At 45.8% G+C, this 16,583-nt stretch carries 15 protein-coding genes and 1 pseudogene; 9 read left to right on the forward strand and 7 right to left on the reverse strand.

The features are described from left to right. Positions 1–210 precede the first annotated feature (210 nt). A complete protein-coding gene (locus B0E43_RS25195) occupies positions 211–1,137 on the reverse strand; it encodes an alpha/beta hydrolase (RefSeq protein WP_254423350.1) in 927 nt (308 codons plus the stop codon). Between B0E43_RS25195 and B0E43_RS25200 the strand changes: the two genes are divergently transcribed. The 6 genes from B0E43_RS25200 (at position 1,081) to B0E43_RS25225 (ending at position 5,952) form a co-directional block, all read left to right on the forward strand. After that, complete coding sequence (locus B0E43_RS25200) at positions 1,081–1,311, forward strand: DUF4160 domain-containing protein (protein ID WP_077346746.1); 231 nt, start codon at positions 1,081–1,083, stop codon at positions 1,309–1,311. The genes B0E43_RS25195 and B0E43_RS25200 overlap by 57 nt on opposite strands. Next, positions 1,295–1,531 carry a DUF2442 domain-containing protein gene (locus B0E43_RS25205; RefSeq protein WP_077346747.1) on the forward strand — a complete coding sequence of 79 codons (237 nt, stop codon included), beginning with the start codon at positions 1,295–1,297 and terminating at the stop codon, positions 1,529–1,531. The genes B0E43_RS25200 and B0E43_RS25205 overlap by 17 nt, the downstream gene beginning before the upstream one ends. A gap of 63 nt (positions 1,532–1,594) precedes the next feature. Further along, positions 1,595–2,797: a serine hydrolase gene (locus B0E43_RS25210; protein WP_077346748.1), complete on the forward strand. Its 1,203-nt coding sequence runs from the start codon at positions 1,595–1,597 to the stop codon at positions 2,795–2,797. A gap of 100 nt (positions 2,798–2,897) precedes the next feature. Continuing rightward, a complete protein-coding gene (locus B0E43_RS25215; RefSeq protein ID WP_077346749.1) occupies positions 2,898–4,013 on the forward strand; it encodes an efflux RND transporter periplasmic adaptor subunit in 1,116 nt (371 codons plus the stop codon). Beyond that, positions 4,010–5,266: an FtsX-like permease family protein gene (locus B0E43_RS25220; protein WP_077346750.1), complete on the forward strand. Its 1,257-nt coding sequence runs from the start codon at positions 4,010–4,012 to the stop codon at positions 5,264–5,266. The genes B0E43_RS25215 and B0E43_RS25220 overlap by 4 nt, the downstream gene beginning before the upstream one ends. Further along, entirely contained in the window at positions 5,263–5,952 is a 690-nt protein-coding gene (locus tag B0E43_RS25225; protein WP_077346751.1) for an ABC transporter ATP-binding protein, read from the forward strand. Before B0E43_RS25220 ends, B0E43_RS25225 begins: the two co-directional genes overlap by 4 nt. Positions 5,953–6,025: 73 nt before the next feature. Here the strand turns inward: B0E43_RS25225 and B0E43_RS25230 are convergent, their stop codons facing one another. The 5 genes and pseudogenes from B0E43_RS25230 to B0E43_RS25245 form a co-directional block, all read right to left on the reverse strand. Then, positions 6,026–6,871, reverse strand: coding sequence for an alpha/beta hydrolase (locus B0E43_RS25230; protein WP_077346752.1), 846 nt, complete (start codon positions 6,869–6,871; stop codon positions 6,026–6,028). 366 nt (positions 6,872–7,237) lie between these two features. After that, complete coding sequence (locus tag B0E43_RS25235) at positions 7,238–8,314, reverse strand: agmatine/peptidylarginine deiminase (protein WP_077346753.1); 1,077 nt, start codon at positions 8,312–8,314, stop codon at positions 7,238–7,240. 4 nt (positions 8,315–8,318) lie between these two features. Further along, positions 8,319–9,194 carry a carbon-nitrogen hydrolase gene (locus B0E43_RS25240; protein WP_077346754.1) on the reverse strand — a complete coding sequence of 292 codons (876 nt, stop codon included), beginning with the start codon at positions 9,192–9,194 and terminating at the stop codon, positions 8,319–8,321. 826 nt (positions 9,195–10,020) lie between these two features. Beyond that, positions 10,021–10,218, reverse strand: a pseudogene (locus B0E43_RS31365) (type II toxin-antitoxin system RelE/ParE family toxin); the annotation flags it as partial. A gap of 49 nt (positions 10,219–10,267) precedes the next feature. Next, positions 10,268–10,507, reverse strand: a complete 240-nt coding sequence (locus B0E43_RS25245; RefSeq protein WP_254423351.1) for a type II toxin-antitoxin system ParD family antitoxin — start codon at positions 10,505–10,507, stop codon at positions 10,268–10,270. 220 nt (positions 10,508–10,727) lie between these two features. Here B0E43_RS25245 and B0E43_RS25250 point away from each other — a divergent pair, with 220 nt between their 5' ends. From B0E43_RS25250 to B0E43_RS25260, 3 genes are all read left to right on the forward strand, one after another. Continuing rightward, positions 10,728–11,642, forward strand: a complete 915-nt coding sequence (locus B0E43_RS25250; RefSeq protein WP_077346758.1) for a glutaminase — start codon at positions 10,728–10,730, stop codon at positions 11,640–11,642. A 226-nt stretch (positions 11,643–11,868) separates the two neighbouring features. After that, complete coding sequence (locus B0E43_RS25255) at positions 11,869–13,689, forward strand: alpha/beta hydrolase-fold protein (protein WP_077346759.1); 1,821 nt, start codon at positions 11,869–11,871, stop codon at positions 13,687–13,689. 332 nt (positions 13,690–14,021) lie between these two features. Then, on the forward strand, positions 14,022–16,394 hold the full coding sequence (locus B0E43_RS25260) for an arylsulfatase (protein WP_077346760.1): 2,373 nt from the start codon (positions 14,022–14,024) through the stop codon (positions 16,392–16,394). Here the strand turns inward: B0E43_RS25260 and B0E43_RS25265 are convergent. Continuing rightward, on the reverse strand, positions 16,384–16,551 hold the full coding sequence (locus B0E43_RS25265) for a hypothetical protein (RefSeq protein ID WP_168171883.1): 168 nt from the start codon (positions 16,549–16,551) through the stop codon (positions 16,384–16,386). The two genes, B0E43_RS25260 and B0E43_RS25265, sit on opposite strands and share 11 nt — an antisense overlap. Positions 16,552–16,583: the final 32 nt, after the last annotated feature.

The following is a 16,583-nucleotide window of genomic DNA, read 5'->3' on the forward strand; positions in this document are numbered from 1 at the left end:
AGGGTTAACCGCAAAGACCGCGAAGGAACACTAAGGGATTTAACATAGGAGAACACTGAGAAAGGAATTTGAGGATTCAGGTATGTGGAAAGGAACTACAATTTTGTTCGGCACATTCAGCCATTTTCAAGGTCGCATAGAAAAAAGCTAAAGCTTTTTTTAACTCATCTCCCCTTTACCTCCGCTAACTCTGTGGTAAAATTAAAGTATTTAAATCCGCTTCCCCACCCAATCAACGATCTCTTTCATCACTTCCCCTCGGTCTGAGTCATTGATCAATTCGTGATAGCCTCCGGGAAAAAGTCTAAACGTTTTGTCGGCTGATTTCGCCTTTCCAAAAAACAATTCCGAGCCTTTTGGATTCGTCAGTCGGTCAGCATCTCCGTGAATCAGAAGAAATGGGAGTTCAAAGTTCCCCGCCTGACTCTGGATAAACTGCATCATTTGATAGAGTTCGTATCCCGTCCGGGCCGGAATGTTTTCCTGATAAACCAGAGGATCGTTTTTGTATTTCTCCACCTCTTCCGGAATCCTGGACACTCCGGCAATGTCAAGTTTCAGGACTTTCAACTTCGGAAGAAACCAATTGACTAAACCAGACACCGCAATCAAAATCGGAGAAGTCCCTTCGGCTTCCTTGATCGCCGGAGAACTCAGGATCACTCCCGCAGCTTCAGGCTTATATTTCAAAACATAAGCTGCCACCAATCCGCCGCCCATGCTGTGCCCATAGAGAAACGTCGGAAGTCCTGGCAGGTAGTTTTTGCCTTTCCCAAAAAGCACATCGATATCCCGGAGGTAATCTTCATAGGAGTCAAAATAGGCTGTAGGTTTTCCCTCAGCCGACTTTCCATGTCCTCTTCCATCAAAAGTAAAAACCGCTACGCCCAACTTATTCAACTTTGAAACCATCCCCTCGTACCTCCCACTGTGCTCGCCCAGTCCATGGACAAGCAACAAACTCGCCTTTGGAGTTTCGGGCAGCCAGGCTTGGAGGTAAAGTTTCAGGCCGTCGTGGGTCGTGTAGGAGGTTTCGAAGTGGGGCAAGGATGGAGATACTTTTTGATTAAATTTAGAATTATGCCGACCATATTCAACCAAAATGGATTCAGATTCTTCTTCTATAGCAATGACCATTTGCCTAGGCATGTTCATGTTGAAAAATCCGGCAAAACTGCCAAGTTTATTTTGAATCCTATTGAACTGGTGGTGTCGAAAAAATTTTCAGCTGCGGAATTGCGGGATATTCGTATTTTGATCCAAGAACATTTAAAATTAATAGAACAACGCTGGGATGAGTACTTTAACTAATCTAAAATCGAACCAAGCTGTAAATCTCTCTTTTTCAAAGGAAAAGATGGTCATCTTCATGGAAGATGGCAGAGAAATCGGAATTCCATTGGAGTGGTTTCCGCGACTGAGGGATGCCTCCCAGGAAGAATTGGAAAACTGGAGATTCATAGGTAATGGAGAAGGAATTCATTGGGAGGATTTGGATGAAGACCTATTGGTCAGCGAGTTAGTTTCTTAATTGATTTTGCAAAACCAAGGCTCAGTTTTAAATCTCGGGTCTTTTTTATTGTATACTATGAATATGCTTCGAAAAATCACATTCACCTTTCTCTTATCATTTGTGCTGCTAAGCTCGGCAATAGCACAATCAGGCCTTTCCACCGACCGCCTTGCTCGATACGATGCCTATTTCCAAAAAGAAATCAACGAAGGCAGACTTCCCGGAATCGTGACCCTGGTCTACAAAAACGGCGAAAAAGTCCACGAATCGGCTTTGGGATTCAGCGATTTCACTGAGAAAACACCCATCCGCACAGATCAGATTTTTTTCATCCAATCGATGACCAAGCCGATTATGAGCACGGCTTTTATGATGCTTTATGAGGAAGGTTATTTCTTTTTGACTGATCCGATTTCCAAATACCTGCCGGAATTCAAAGAAATGAAGGTGGTGAAAGACCCCAATATCGGTAGCCCCTCAGGTTTGGAACCTGCAAAATCCCAAATCACAATCGCTCAGGTTTTGAGTCACACGGCCGGTTTTCTGCATGGAATCGGTCCGACTAAATTGGATGAGGAAGTTCGGGAGGCCATCTATATGTCAGGCCCTAAAACCATCGAGGAACGTGTGAAGGCATTGGCTGCCCAACCTTTGGCCAGTCATCCGGGTGAAAAATGGAATTACTCTGCTTCTCCGGATATCCTTGCCAGGCTGATCGAGGTGTTCACCGGAATGAGTCCTGCCGAGTTTCTGAAAACCCGCCTTTTTGAGCCACTTGGGATGAAAGACACCGGATACAATCTTACAGAAGCCCAAAAATCCAGGATGGTTCAACTCCACAATTTCAATGATTCCGGAGTTTTGATGACGAGTGAACGTCAGACACCAACTTCCGGCAATACCGTTTTTGGAGGAACTCATGGACTGTTTTCAACGGCACAGGACTATTCGCTTTTTGCCCAAATGATGCTCAATGGAGGAGAGTGGAACGGAAAGCGCTACCTGAGCTCGAAGACAGTGGAGATCATGAGTATCAACCAAAGCGGTGACCTTTTTCAAGATCCCGGAAAGGGCTTCGGGTTGGGTTTTGCTGTCGTGGATGACCTTGCTGACACCAAGTCTTTGCCATCGGAAGGCACATTCTATTGGAGTGGAGCCTATTGCACCTACTTTTTCATAGATCCAAAAGAAGAACTGGTTGCCGTTTTCATGACACAATTCAATCCTTTCAGTTCGTATTACGAAAACAAATTCCGGCAAATGATCTATCAGGCGATCGAGTGACAGCATCAAAAACCTTCAAAGATTCCCTTCCCGAAGGTTTTTCTTAGTATTTTCAGGAAAAGGATTTGATTACTTTGGATTCTACAAAGCCCCGAAACTCATGATTGAAAAAAGCCAGCATTTTTGCGGAATTCGTCCAATTCAGGCTCTTTTTCTTGCTTCATTCCTGACTTTTTCCTGTGGAAAAACTGATTCAGAATCGATTTTTCCACAAAAACAGTCCTTGACCGAATCTGTCTATGCCTCCGGATTAGTGAAGGCAAAGGACCAATATGAGGCCTTTACAATGGCAAGCGGACCCATTCAGGAAATTTTCGTAGAGGAAGGCGATACAGTAAAATCAGGCACAGCCATTCTGAAGGTTTTTAGTGAAAGAGAAAGTCTCAGCAGGGAAAATGCCCAGCTTTCTCAAGCCTATGCTGACCAACAAGCAAACCAAAGTCGACTCCGGGATCTGGAACTGGCAATTGATTTGGCGAAAAGTAAAATGCTAAATGATTCCCTGCTTTTTGTCCGACAAAAAAACCTTTGGGATAAAGGAATTGGCAGTGCCGTGGAGCTGGAACAGCGGGATTTGGCTTTTCAAAACTCCAAAACATCCTATCAATCCTCCCTTCTCCGATACCGTGATCTGAAGCGGGAAATCGAATTCAATTCCAAAAGTTCTTCGAAAAACCTGGCAATAAGCAAGGTGATGGAAGGTGAATTCATCCTAAAAAGCAATATCGACGGGGTGGTATTTTCCATACTCAAGGAAAAAGGTGAAATGGTGAGTCCCCAAACACCACTTGCCATCATCGGAAGTGCCAATGAATTTCTCTTGGAACTTCAGGTTGACGAATACGATATCTCCAAAGTGGAAGTGGGCCAATTGGTGATGGTTTCGATGGACAGTTTCAAAGAGCAGGTTTTTGAGGCAAAGGTGGTCCGGATTTATCCGATCATGGATTCCCGATCCAAAAGTTTTACGGTTGAGGCAGTATTTACCAAAAGTCCTCCCAAGCTATTTCCAAATCTCACCTTGGAGGCAAATATCGTTACCAGTGAAAAATCTGAGGCATTGGTCATTCCAAGAAACTACCTGTGGAACGAAAACAGCGTGATCAATGTAGACGGAGACACGATTCCGGTCAAAGTTGGCTTGAAAAACTTCCAATTTGCCGAAATCCTGGAAGGCGTAACCGAACAAACTGAACTAGTCCAGCCAGGAAAATGAAGTGGTCTCTGATCATCGAAATCGCCAAAGCTCTGATGTTGGCAAGAAGGAAGCAAACGATGATCGCTGCGATCGGAGTCATGTTCAGCATCACCATGTTTGTGGCTTTGCTCGGCTTTATGAACGGACTGAATTCAATGCTCGACGGACTTGTACTCAACCGTACACCCCATATCCGTTTTTACAATGAAATCCAGCCCAACCCCAATCAACCCATAGACCAAAGTGAGGAATTTGGCAATTCACTGAATATCATCCGATCGATCAAACCCAGTACCAGCAGGCTTTCCATCTACAACAGCGAATCCATCATCCGGACTTTGGAGCAGGATAAGCGGGTTTTGGGAGTGAGTCCAAAAATTTCCGCCCAGGTATTTTTCAATGTCGGGACCATAGACCTTACGGGAATTGTCAACGGAATAGAGGTCGAAAAGGAAGCTGAACTTTTTGCTTTCACAGATTACGTCACGACCGGGGACTATGCAGATCTCAACCAAACCAATACGATTATTTTGGGAAAAGGCGCCGCGGATCGGATGCTCGCAGATATCGGAGATGTGATCCAGGTGACCACTGCCCAGGGAAACCAGGTACAACTTAAAGTAGTGGGATATTTTCAGAGCGGATTGGGGGATTTTGACAATGTAAACAGCTACGCTTCCATCACGACTGTCCAAAAAATGCTCGGCGAACCTGCATCCTACATTACAGATATTCAGGTAAAACTCCACGACCTCAACCTCGCTCCCACAATGGCCAAAGAACTAGAGGGGATTTTCCAGATCGATGCGGACGATATCCAAACGGTTAATGCCCAGTTTGAAACCGGAACAAATATCCGTACCATGATCAGCTATGCCGTTGGAATCACTCTTCTTGTTGTCTCAGGATTTGGGATTTATAATATTCTCAACATGATGATCTATGAAAAGCTGGATACGATTGCGATCCTGAAGGCGATTGGGTTTGGAAGTGGGGATGTCAAGCGGATTTTCATCACCATCGCACTGACCATCGGTTTTGTGGGAGGGGCCTTTGGATTATTGTTTGGATTTCTTGCAGGACTGGGGATTGATCAGATTCCGTTTGAGACCGAGGCTCTCCCTACGATTAAGACATTTCCGGTTGACTATAATCCCAAATACTATATTATCGGTGGCACATTCAGTTTGATCACCACCTACTTTGCAGGATTTTTCCCTGCCAGAAAAGCCAGCGCAGTGGATCCGGTAGAAATAATCAGGGGAAAATGAAAAACCAGTCTTCCATTGTCCTTGAGGCGAAAAACATCGATAAGTTTTTCTACAACCCTACCGAAACCCAAGTACTGAAGCAAGTTTCTTTCCAGGTGGCCCGCGGGGAATTTATATCCGTGGTAGGAAAATCAGGTTGCGGAAAATCCACCCTGCTTTACATCCTTTCCACCATGGACACCGACTACAAAGGACAAATTTCCTTGGACGGTGAATTGATTTCAGGTAAATCCTCCGATTACCTTTCCAAACTCAGGAATGAGAAAATTGGATTTGTCTTTCAGTTTCACTACCTGCTCAACGAGTTTTCAGTCTTGGAAAATGTGATGATCCCAGGCCTGAAACTGGGAAAATATTCCAGAAGCGAACTCGAACAGCGAGCCATGGAAAAGCTCCGGATTTTTGATATGCAAGACCACGCACGGAAAAAAGCCAATCAACTCTCCGGTGGTCAAAAGCAACGCGTGGCCATCGCCCGAGCCCTAATCAACGATCCCCTTCTGATCATGGGTGACGAGCCTACGGGAAATCTGGACAAGAAAAACTCGGACATTGTGTACCACAAGTTCAAGGAACTCGCCAGGGACTTTGGACAAACCATGCTGATCGTGACTCACGACCCGGAGTTTGCCGCAGGCACCGACCGGACCATTGAGATGGAGGACGGCCGGGTGATTAGACAGTGAGCAGTGGTCAGAAGGCAGTGAGCAGGAGGCAGTGTTACGGTGTGCAGACTGCCTACTGAAAACTGATCACTGCCTACTGGGCCTGAGACTGTTCTTCGATAAACCCCAAAACATCCTTATACCCCCTCGTCCAGGTGAAAAAGAACTGGGTCATCATCGGGATATGGTGTTTTCTCCGATAATAAGAATACTCCAGCGGCACTCCTTTTTCCTCCGCCGCCTTTCGAAAGATTCCAACCGTCTGCGTAATGGAAGGATAGGTTTTGCCACCTTCCAAGATCATCAGGGGAACATCGGTCTGGCCCAGAAAATTGATGGGTGAATGCGCCTTCCAAACTTTGGGATCTTCGGTAAAGGATTTGATGAATTTTTTTCCTGTGGTCTGGCCTGAATCTGCAAGGTAGCGATCCATGTCAAGTCCTCCGGGATCGTTGAGGATTGCCCCTTTCAGAGGAGTTCCTTCGGGAAAAAGACTGGCTTTCATCGCTACCAAACCTGCCAAATGTGCCCCTGCGGAATGACCGGAAATGTAGATTTGCTCTGGGTCGCCCCGATAATTGGCAATGCTGTCCTGAATCCAACGGACTGCCTCCCCCACTGCCTTTTCCATGGAATAAATCTTGTATTCAGGTGCAAGTGGATAATCAATCACTACGGTCACCACTTTCCGGCGGGCCATTCGGCTTCCAAAAAAGTCATAAATCTCCTTGTTGCCACTGTTCCAACTTCCTCCATGAACAAACAGCAAGACCGGATAATCCCCTTTCTTCTTTGGAGAAAACACATTCAGTTGCTTCTGTGGCAAGGAATCACCTGCCTGGAGGTAGGTTATTTCTTTGCTTCGGCTTATCCGTTTAAATGCACAGGAATAGGAAATAGAAATCAAGAGAATTCCCAGTAGGAAATTTTGGATTTTCATAGGGTGGATTTTAAACGAAAATATAAAAACCCATTAGTTTCAAAACAGCCAATTAGATTTAATTTTCATGTGAGAGATTGGTGAATCTAATATTGTTCTGCACACGATACCAAATCATCCCTGACTTCGGTCTTTAACCTAGCCAATTGCAGTCTGAAGACTGCCTGATGATGATCCAAGTTTGAAAACTTGAACCAGTGGAGGTCAAGTTGCAAAAAGAAAAAGGCAACCTCACTGGATTGCCTTTTGAAATTCAAATCAACGCAACTGGAAACTGCGACTGATCACTGCCTTCGACTTCCCAACTCTCGTTGGTCAGGTGCTCAGGCTGACACAGATTTTCTGCTAACTGAAAACTGAGACTGCCTACTGAACAAATGGTTCCTGCTGACTCAGACAATGGAAAGAACCCAGGCCCCAGATGAGATCCGTAGAATCTATTCCTACGACTCTTCTTTCCGGAAAACATCCCGTAAGAATGTCCAAGGCTTTCTGGTCGTTTTTATCGCGGAAAGTTGGTACAACCACCACTTCATTCGCAATGTAAAAATTGGCGTAAGAAGCCGGAAGCCGCTGCTCTTCCCAAATCACAGGGCTTGGCATCGGTAGCTCCACGATGTTCAATTGCTTGCCGTCTTCCAATCTCATCCGCTTCAGCAACTTCAGGTTTTCGTCCAGGATCTCATGGTTTTCGTCGGCTTTGTTTTCCTCCACCACCGTCACCACCGTGTCCTCATTGACAAATCGGGTGATGTCATCGATATGGCCATCCGTGTCGTCACCGATAATGCCGTCGCCTACCCAAAGGATATGCTTTGCTCCATAATAGTCTGAGAGGTATTTCTCGATCTGGGTTTGATTCAGACTCGGATTGCGGTTTTTATTCAGGAGGCAGGCGGTCGATGTTAGCAAGGTTCCCTTTCCGTTAAACTCCACCGAACCGCCTTCCATGACGATTCCAGGTCTGAAGCAGGGAATCGCCAACTCGGCGGCGATATGAAGCGGAATAAGGTTATCCAAGTCGTGGGGAGGGTATTTCTCACCCCAAGCGTTATACTCCCACTTGACCAAGGCCTTCTTGTATTCTGCCTCAGGATTGATCAAGAAAGCCGGACCATGATCTCGGCACCAAGCGTCATTGGTGGGGAAAAAGTGGAAAGCGACCTTGCTCATATCTACTCCGGCTGTTTCCAGATGTGCCAAAGCAAAGGTCTTCATGGCTTCATCTGCCACGTTGATATTGACCTTTTGACCTTTGGCTACCTCTTTAATAAACTGGGAATATGGCGCATAAATCGTCGCGATTTTTCCCGGCCAAGATTCTTCCTTGTGAGGCCAACTCAGCCACATCGACTCTTGCGGAGCAAATTCGGCAGGGAAATAATACCTCAATTCCGCCGGAGTCGCAGCACCGGTTCTGGCTAGTTCAAAAATATCTCTCATGGGACTATTCTTCGTCGAGGTAGCGTTTCGTGATCGGTTCGTAGGAATCAATTCGGCGGTCTCTCAGGAAAGGCCAGTGCGTCCGGTACCGATCCGAACCTGTCAGGTCCAGGTCCTCCACATGGATTTCTTCTTCCAAATGAGGAGCCTTATAGGTCACCCGGCCGAAAGCATTGGACACAAAAGATCCTCCCCAAAACTGCATCGGACCTTCGATGCCAGTTCGGTTAACCGATACGACGGGAATTCCATTAGCCACTGAATGCGAGCGCTGGATAGTCTGCCAGGCGCTGTATTGGTCGTCATTGGTCTGCTCATCCTGATGTAGCGCCCAGCCGATAGCCGTCGGATACACCAAGAAGTCCGCACCTTTCAAAGCCGTGATTCTGGCCGCTTCCGGATACCATTGATCCCAGCAGATCAAGACGCCGATCTTGCCGAATTTGGTCGGAAACACCTTGTAACCCAAGTCGCCGGGAGTGAAGTAAAATTTTTCAAAATAGCCCGGATCATCGGGAATATGCATCTTTCGGTATTTTCCGAGGTAGGTCCCGTCTGCATCCAACACAGCCGTGGTGTTATGGTAAAGCCCTTCGGCTCGCTTTTCAAAAAGAGAGGCAACGATGACCACACCGAGTTCTTTGGCCAGGGCACCGAGGGTTTCGGTGGATGGACCGGGGATGGCTTCGGCGAGTAGAAAGTTATCGTAATCCTCCACATCGCAGAAGTAAAGCGATCTAAAAAGCTCCTGCAGGACCACTACCTGTGCGCCTTTTCGAGCGGCAGCTCGGACACCTGCGATGGTTTTCTCCATGTTTTCGGCCACATTCCCAGAGCAACTGAGCTGGACCAGACCTACTTTAACGGTTTTGTTTGCCACGATTTTGAATTTTTGATTCTAAGGCAAAGATACTTTGGGTGGGGGGGAATGGCAAATGAAGTTTGGGAGATTGAAAGATTTGACGATTAAAAAATTAGTAATTTATCCTTACGATAACTTGAAAAGATTGGAGCTTATTTCTAATTTGGTTTTTTACAGAAATCACATTAAAATAAAACGACTGTTAATGTCCAAAATCCTTTGTACACTATCCTTTGTCTTCTTAACTAACCTGGCTTTAGCATGCACTTGTATTTTTCGAGAAAATCTTAAAAAAGCCCAAAAAGACAATTTCGAGGAAAGCAACATTGTTTTTATTGGCAAAATAGCCTCGATAGACACTCTCAAGTGGGAGTTTGAAATTGAGCCTTTGGAGGTTTTCAAAGGAACAGTCATGAATCAAAATTTCAAAAGCCAACTAAGCTCATGCTCCATTTTCCCCAAACAGGTTGGAGATATCTGGCTTATTTATAGCAATCAAGAGGATCAAGATTTGTTATACATTTCCCAATGTGGCCTATCAAGGAGCTTTGACGATCCTTTCACTATGAGTTCAGGAAGTAGCTCCCCTCCGCCACCCCCAATTCAAAAAAACGACTTGATTAATAGCACATTGACTATAGAATTAAACCTCTCCAAGGCAAAAATAAAGGCTACTAAAACTTTGAGAAAAGAAATTTTGGTTCTCCGACGGCTCTCTATCAGACAATCCCAAAGTAAAAACACTTCGAACAAGCCGTCGGCCTGAATGGACGTTAGATTGAATATGAAAATGCTTAAAGGAGAAATTTGTCTCTCCTATCCCCACATTCCTCACAAAACGGATTCAAAAATTCTGTTTACCGATAATTCGAATAATCTTAACATTTCCCTGGTTTTCAACTTTGAAGTAAATGGTGTTTGGACCTAGAACGCAAAATCGATAGTCGCGACGAATTCGATCCGCGGTTGGAAATTGCGCTGGATTTTTTGCAATTTGGTCAAAACACAAATAAAGAGCCTCGAAATACCGATCTGCCTGAGCCTCTCCAAAACGATAAAATCCAAATCAATAGATCCGGATAGTCGATAATTCATCTAAGTCCTTCTTTAGCCAAAGCTAAAATGTCCTGCTTGGATTTCGTGGAAAACCCACTTTTTTCACCTTTGATCAATTCTGATCGGAGCCAATCGATTTCTTCCTGACGTTTTCGCTCTTGGCGGATCAGTTCATTAACCAACTCACTTTTGCTGGCATACTCTTGACTGGCTACTTGTTCCTGAAGCCATCGATCATTTGGCTCGGTCAGAGAAATACTTTGTCTCCCCATCATTATTAGTATTTGATGTAAATATGCACCAATAACGAATCGATTTCAAGAGAAAGGTTTTCTAGTAACGAATTACATTATTGTTCATAATTTGGAATTTCGGTATCTCGATCCAAATCTGTCCCTAAGCCTTTAAAACAGAATAGCTCATCGAATAATTTTTCAGTAAAACTTATTCAACTTAAAATTTGACAATAGAACCCAAATTCATGACTTTGACCAAATGGACTATCAGCAGTTAATCGAAGAAGTTTACAATGAAGTGAAATCTGCCAATCCCCGGGGAAAGGTGGCTGATTATATTCCGGAGCTGGCTCGGGTCGATCCGGATAAATTTGGAATCGCATTGGTTGATTTGGAGGGAAACACCTTTGGAGCGGGAGACTTTGAAGTGCCATTTTCCATCCAGAGTATTTCCAAAGTATTTACGCTCACCATGGTGGCGAGCATTTTTAAAGACAAACTCTGGTCACGGGTGAATGTGGAGCCGAGTGGAGACCCGTTCAATTCAATTGCCCAATTGGAGTTTGAAAAAGGCATTCCAAGAAATCCCTTTATCAATGCGGGCGCTTTGGTGATCACTGACGCACTGACATCCAAGTTCGACGATCCTATCGCAGAAATCAGCAAATTTATCGATGAATTAAACGGAGAAGCATGCATTAAAATCAATCAGGAAGTAATGGACTCTGAACTCAAGCATTCGGAACGGAATACTGCGCTTGGATATTTTTTAAAGGCTTATGATAATTTCGAAAACAAGGTAGAGGACGTGATAAAAACCTATGTCGCCCATTGTTCCATAGAAATGAGCTGTGTGGACTTGGCAAGGTCCTTTTCTTTTTTGGCAAATGATGGCTATTCCATCTACGGCAAGCGGGAAATAGTTTCGGAAAGCTTTGCCAGGCGAATCAACTCACTAATGCTGACTTGCGGATTTTATGATGAGGCCGGAGAATTCGCGTTCCGGGTTGGCCTTCCCGGGAAAAGTGGAGTTGGAGGTGGGGTGGCTTCAGTGATGCCCCACAAGTTCAGCATTGCAGTCTGGAGTCCAGAACTCAATGAAAAAGGAAATTCAGTGAAATCGATTATGGCCTTAGAACTGTTGACGAATAAGTTGAAGTTTTCTTTGTTTTAAGGAAGAATGAAAAATTAAAAATCCATTACCGCCCCAAGTTTTCCCCTTAGTTCCAATGCTTTTTCCGAGCTAAGTTCCCCCTGCTTTTCCAAAAATCTACGGTAGTCCGAAACGTGGACCTGATTCACCAAAATCCACTTATGTTACCAATTAGAATTACCCAACCCCCAGTTGGCCAATCTCAGGATAAAACCTATTTTTAGTCCTGACCTAAACCCATTAACCAATGAAAAAGCTTTTTCTGTTTACCGTACTTACACTTTTGAGCTTCACTTTTTCTTTCGCTCAAAAGGGAACCAAAGAACGCATCAAAATCCACAGCAATGCCCTCGAAGGCAATCTGATCGGGGATCCGGTTGATCGGGATGTGACGGTTTATCTGCCTCCCTCCTACGCTTCCAATCCCGAAAGCCGCTATCCGGTGCTCTACATGCTTCACGGATTCACTGACACGGATTCCCAGTGGTTTGGCTGGGAAGATCACTGGATCAATCTGCAAACTGTGATTGAGCAATCCCTCGCTGAGAAGTTGTCCAAAGAGATGATCGTCGTCATGCCCAATGCCTATAACCGATTCAAGGGAAGTATGTATGCGAGTTCGGCCACGATTGGCGACTGGGAAACGTTTGTGACCAAAGAGCTTGTCGGCTACATCGATACCAATTACCGGACTTTAGCGAAACAAGAAAGTCGAGGCCTGGCCGGACACTCCATGGGAGGATACGGGACAATGCGCCTGGGAATGAAATACCCTGATGTTTTTTCTTCCATCTATGCGCTAAGTCCCTGCTGCATGGACGGTGGTGCGACTACCAATGCCGAATTGATTACCAAACTGGAAGGCTTCACAGTTGATCAATTGCAGGGTGCTTCCTTTTTTGAAATAGCGACGCTGGCGACTTCGGCAGCTTTTGCTCCGAATCCAAAAAACCCTCCTTTTTACCTCGATCTTCCGGCAAAAAATGGAGAGCCTCGTCAGGAAGTTGCCAATAAGATCATCGCCAACCGGACCCTATCGATCGTCGATCAATACATTCCCAACCTGAAAAAACTGAAGGCAATCGGCATGGACGCCGGTTTGCAGGATCGGGGCATTAGCGAATCCACCAAAAAGCTGCATGAATTATTCGATGCCTACCAAATCCCCCATCAGTATGAAAGTTATGAAGGCGACCACCTTAACCGCATCGCTGAGCGAATTCAAACCAAAGCACTTCCGTTTTTCTCCGAAAACCTCGTTTTCCAATCCCAAATCATTGAAAATGGCGGTACAGGAAGCTATCCGGCTGTCATGACTAGTGCGGCTTCTTTGCCTACCCATACCCTATTCCAGCCTCAGGATTTGACAAAATTTGGAAGTGCCCAAATGCTTCCCATTATCGTCTGGGGCAACGGGGCCTGTTTTGATTCCCCTTGGGAGCATGTCAACTTCCTCAATGAAGTGGCTTCTCACGGCTTCCTGGTCATTGCAATTGGCACCATGCCAAAGCAAACCGATGTGCGCTCTAAATCACACAAATTAGTAGATGCGATCGACTGGGCTATCGCTCAAAATGCTGATCCAAAAAGTCCTTATTACCAAAAGATCGACATCGAAAACATCGCAGTGAGCGGCATGTCCTGTGGTGGTTTGCAAACACTGGAAGTTGCAGGTGACCCAAGGATCAAAACGATAGGCGTATTCAACAGCGGAGTATTGGGAAATGGCGGAGGAATGCCAGGCATGCCCCAAGTCACCAAGGATCAGCTTCAAAAAATCCATACTCCCACACTCTATCTGTTGGGCGGGGAATCGGACATCGCTTATGGAAATGGAATGGATGATTTTGAAAAGATCAACCATGTTCCGGTATTCGTTGGCAACCTGGATGTGGGACATGGCGGCACCTATGGCAAGCCTTACGGCGGTGAATTTGCCAGAGTAGCTACAGCTTGGTACAAATGGCAATTGAAGGGAGATCAGGAAGCTGGAAAGCTCTTTACCGGTACAACACCGGGATTAGCGCAGTCTCCGGGGTGGGTGATAGAAAAGAAAAATTTGGACTGAGGACCTTGGATTAATTCCAGATAATAGAACTTATGGTCCAAAGCTGTTCAGGCTTGGTTCGTATTTCGTCCGGCATTTGCCCAGCATTTGAAAATCTCGGGCTTTTATCGGCCACGGCGAAACTGTTCAGCTGACATCGAACAAGCCACACGAAAGGGATTTTCATGATGGTTGGGGAGACAAGTAATAATTCATCAGAAAAGCAAATCCAATGGGATTAAAAGGGGATTAGGCACTTTTTACTATATATTATTTTGCGATGGACTTCAATGATAAAATAATTATATTCCAACTTTTATCATTTATACTTTCAATACCTCAGCCCACAAAAAATGAAATCAAAACTCCTCTCAGGTCTGGTACTGGCGGGCTTGCTCTTTGCATGCTCCCCCCAGCCAGCGAACCAACCCGATGTGCCCACTGCGGACGGCACTTTGGATCGCTCCGTTCTCCCGATCAAGGAACCAACGTATCCGGCCATCACTGAATTGGACGCACGAAACGCAACTGCGCCGAAGCGTTTTCAGGTTACTGCTCCGGATAATGCGCCAAATGTGGTCATTGTGTTGATTGATGATATAGGTTTTGGTCACTCCAGTGCCTTTGGCGGTCCAATCCATATGCCTACCCTGGAAAAGCTTGCTGCAAATGGCCTGAAGTATAACCGCTTCCACACCACCGCACTTTGCTCCCCTACCCGGACAGCCATCCTCACCGGCTACAACCACCACTCCAACAACGCCGGCGCCATTATGGAAGTAGCGACTGCTTTTCCGGGAAACACCGGTATCCGCCCGCAAAGTATTACTCCGATTGCGGATGTACTCCGGATGAATGGCTACAGTACCGCAGCTTTTGGAAAGTACCACGAAACTCCACCCTGGGAGGGTTCGGTTTCCGGTCCGTATGATCGCTGGCCGACGGGTTCAGGTTTTGATAAGTTTTACGGTTTCATCGGTGGTGAAACCAACCAGTGGCACCCGATGGTGTACGATGGAACAACCCGAGTCTATCCAAATGTGGAGGATCCAAACTACCATTTCACCTCTGACATGACCGATCAGGCTATCGGCTGGAAGAACACGCAACAATCGCTAACACCTGAGAAGCCTTTTTACATCTACTTTGCAACGGGAGCAACACATGCCCCACACCATGCCCCTGAAGCGTATTCTGATAAATACAAAGGGAAATTTGCTCAGGGCTGGGACAAAATCCGGGAAGAAACACTGGCCAGGCAAAAAGCACTGAAGATTGTGCCGGAAAACACAGTGCTCGCTCCGAAGCCTGCAGACATCAAAGATTGGGACGCGCTAACTGCTGACGAAAAACGTCTTTTTGAGCGTCAAATGGAGGTTTTTGCGGGTTTTGCAGAGCACACAGATGCGGAAGTAGGTAGGCTAGTTGCTGCGCTCGAAGAAAGAGGTGAATTGGAAAATACGGTTTTCCTCTACCTAGTGGGCGACAACGGATCAAGTGCAGAAGGCGGCATGATCGGAATGTATAATGAAAACACTTATTTCAACGGAGTGCAGGAAACCCTCGACATGCAATTGGAACGGATCGACAAACTTGGCACCGAACATACCTACAACCACTTTGCTGCCGGATGGGCGATAGCTGGTAATACGCCATTTACCTGGGCCAAGCAGGTCGCCTCTAATTTTGGTGGCACCCGCAATGGCATGGTGATGCACTGGCCGGCAGGAATCCAATCCAAAAATGAAGTTCGCTCACAGTTTCACCACGTAATCGACATTGCGCCAACGATCTATGAGGCGGCTGGATTACCCGCACCAAAAACCGTAAACGGCATTGAACAACGACCGATGGAAGGTGTGAGTATGAACTATTCTTTTAACGATGCAACTGCTGCAGACACTAGAAAAACGCAATATTTCGAGATGATCGGAAACAGGGCTATCTATCACGAGGGCTGGTTTGCAGGAACGATTCATAAAGCCCCTTGGGAAGGCCAGCCGAGACGACCGCTGACCGAAGATGTTTGGGAACTCTATAACATCAATGAGGATTTCAGTCAGTCTAACAACTTGGCGGAGCAAAATCCGGAGAAGTTGGAGGAGTTGAAAAAGAAATTCATGGAAGAAGCGGCAAAGTTCAATGTATTGCCGATTGATGATCGGTCCATTGAAAGACTGGACCCAACCATTGCAGGTCGTCCTGACCTCATGAATGGAAAAACCAAACTCGTACTCTACGAAGGGGCAAAGGGAATTCCTGAAAATGCATTCATCAATGTCAAAAACACCTCTCTGACCATCACAGCAGAAGTCGAAGTGGCTGCCAATGCCAATGGAGTCTTGGTATGCCAAGGGGGTGATTTTGGGGGCTGGACATTTTACATGCAAGACGGAAAGCCCTCCTACACCTATAATTGGGTAGGTCTGGAAATCTATACGGTCACTTCTACTCAAAAAGTCACTCCGGGGAAACATACCATTACGCTAGATTTTGACTACGAAGGTGGGCGTGGCGCTGGAGGCATTGCCACCATCAATGTAGACGGCGCAAAGGTGGCAGAAGGCAAGATTGCCAAAACCAATAGCAATACCTTTGGCATTGATGAATCCGCAGATGTAGGTACAGATGAAAATACACCGGTAAATCTGGCCTATTCGAACAAGGAGAAGTTTACCGGAAAAATCAAAAGTGTGACAATCGAAACTCTTCCGGCTAATAAATAACCTGAATTATAAAACCGTTTGGTTTGAAAAGGTCCTGCTCGTGCAGGGCCTTTTCTTTTTTGATTTTTGTCCAGTTTTCCCAATAGATCTCTCCGGACTCCACTTTGTCCGCTGAGGAACAAAATAAATCATTGCCGAACAGTCCTTTCTTTTTCAACCTTGGCCTGTTCGGTTTGAAAGGCCATTTTT

It is taken from the genome of Algoriphagus sp. A40, assembly GCF_002002735.1.
In the GTDB taxonomy this organism is placed as follows: domain Bacteria; phylum Bacteroidota; class Bacteroidia; order Cytophagales; family Cyclobacteriaceae; genus Algoriphagus.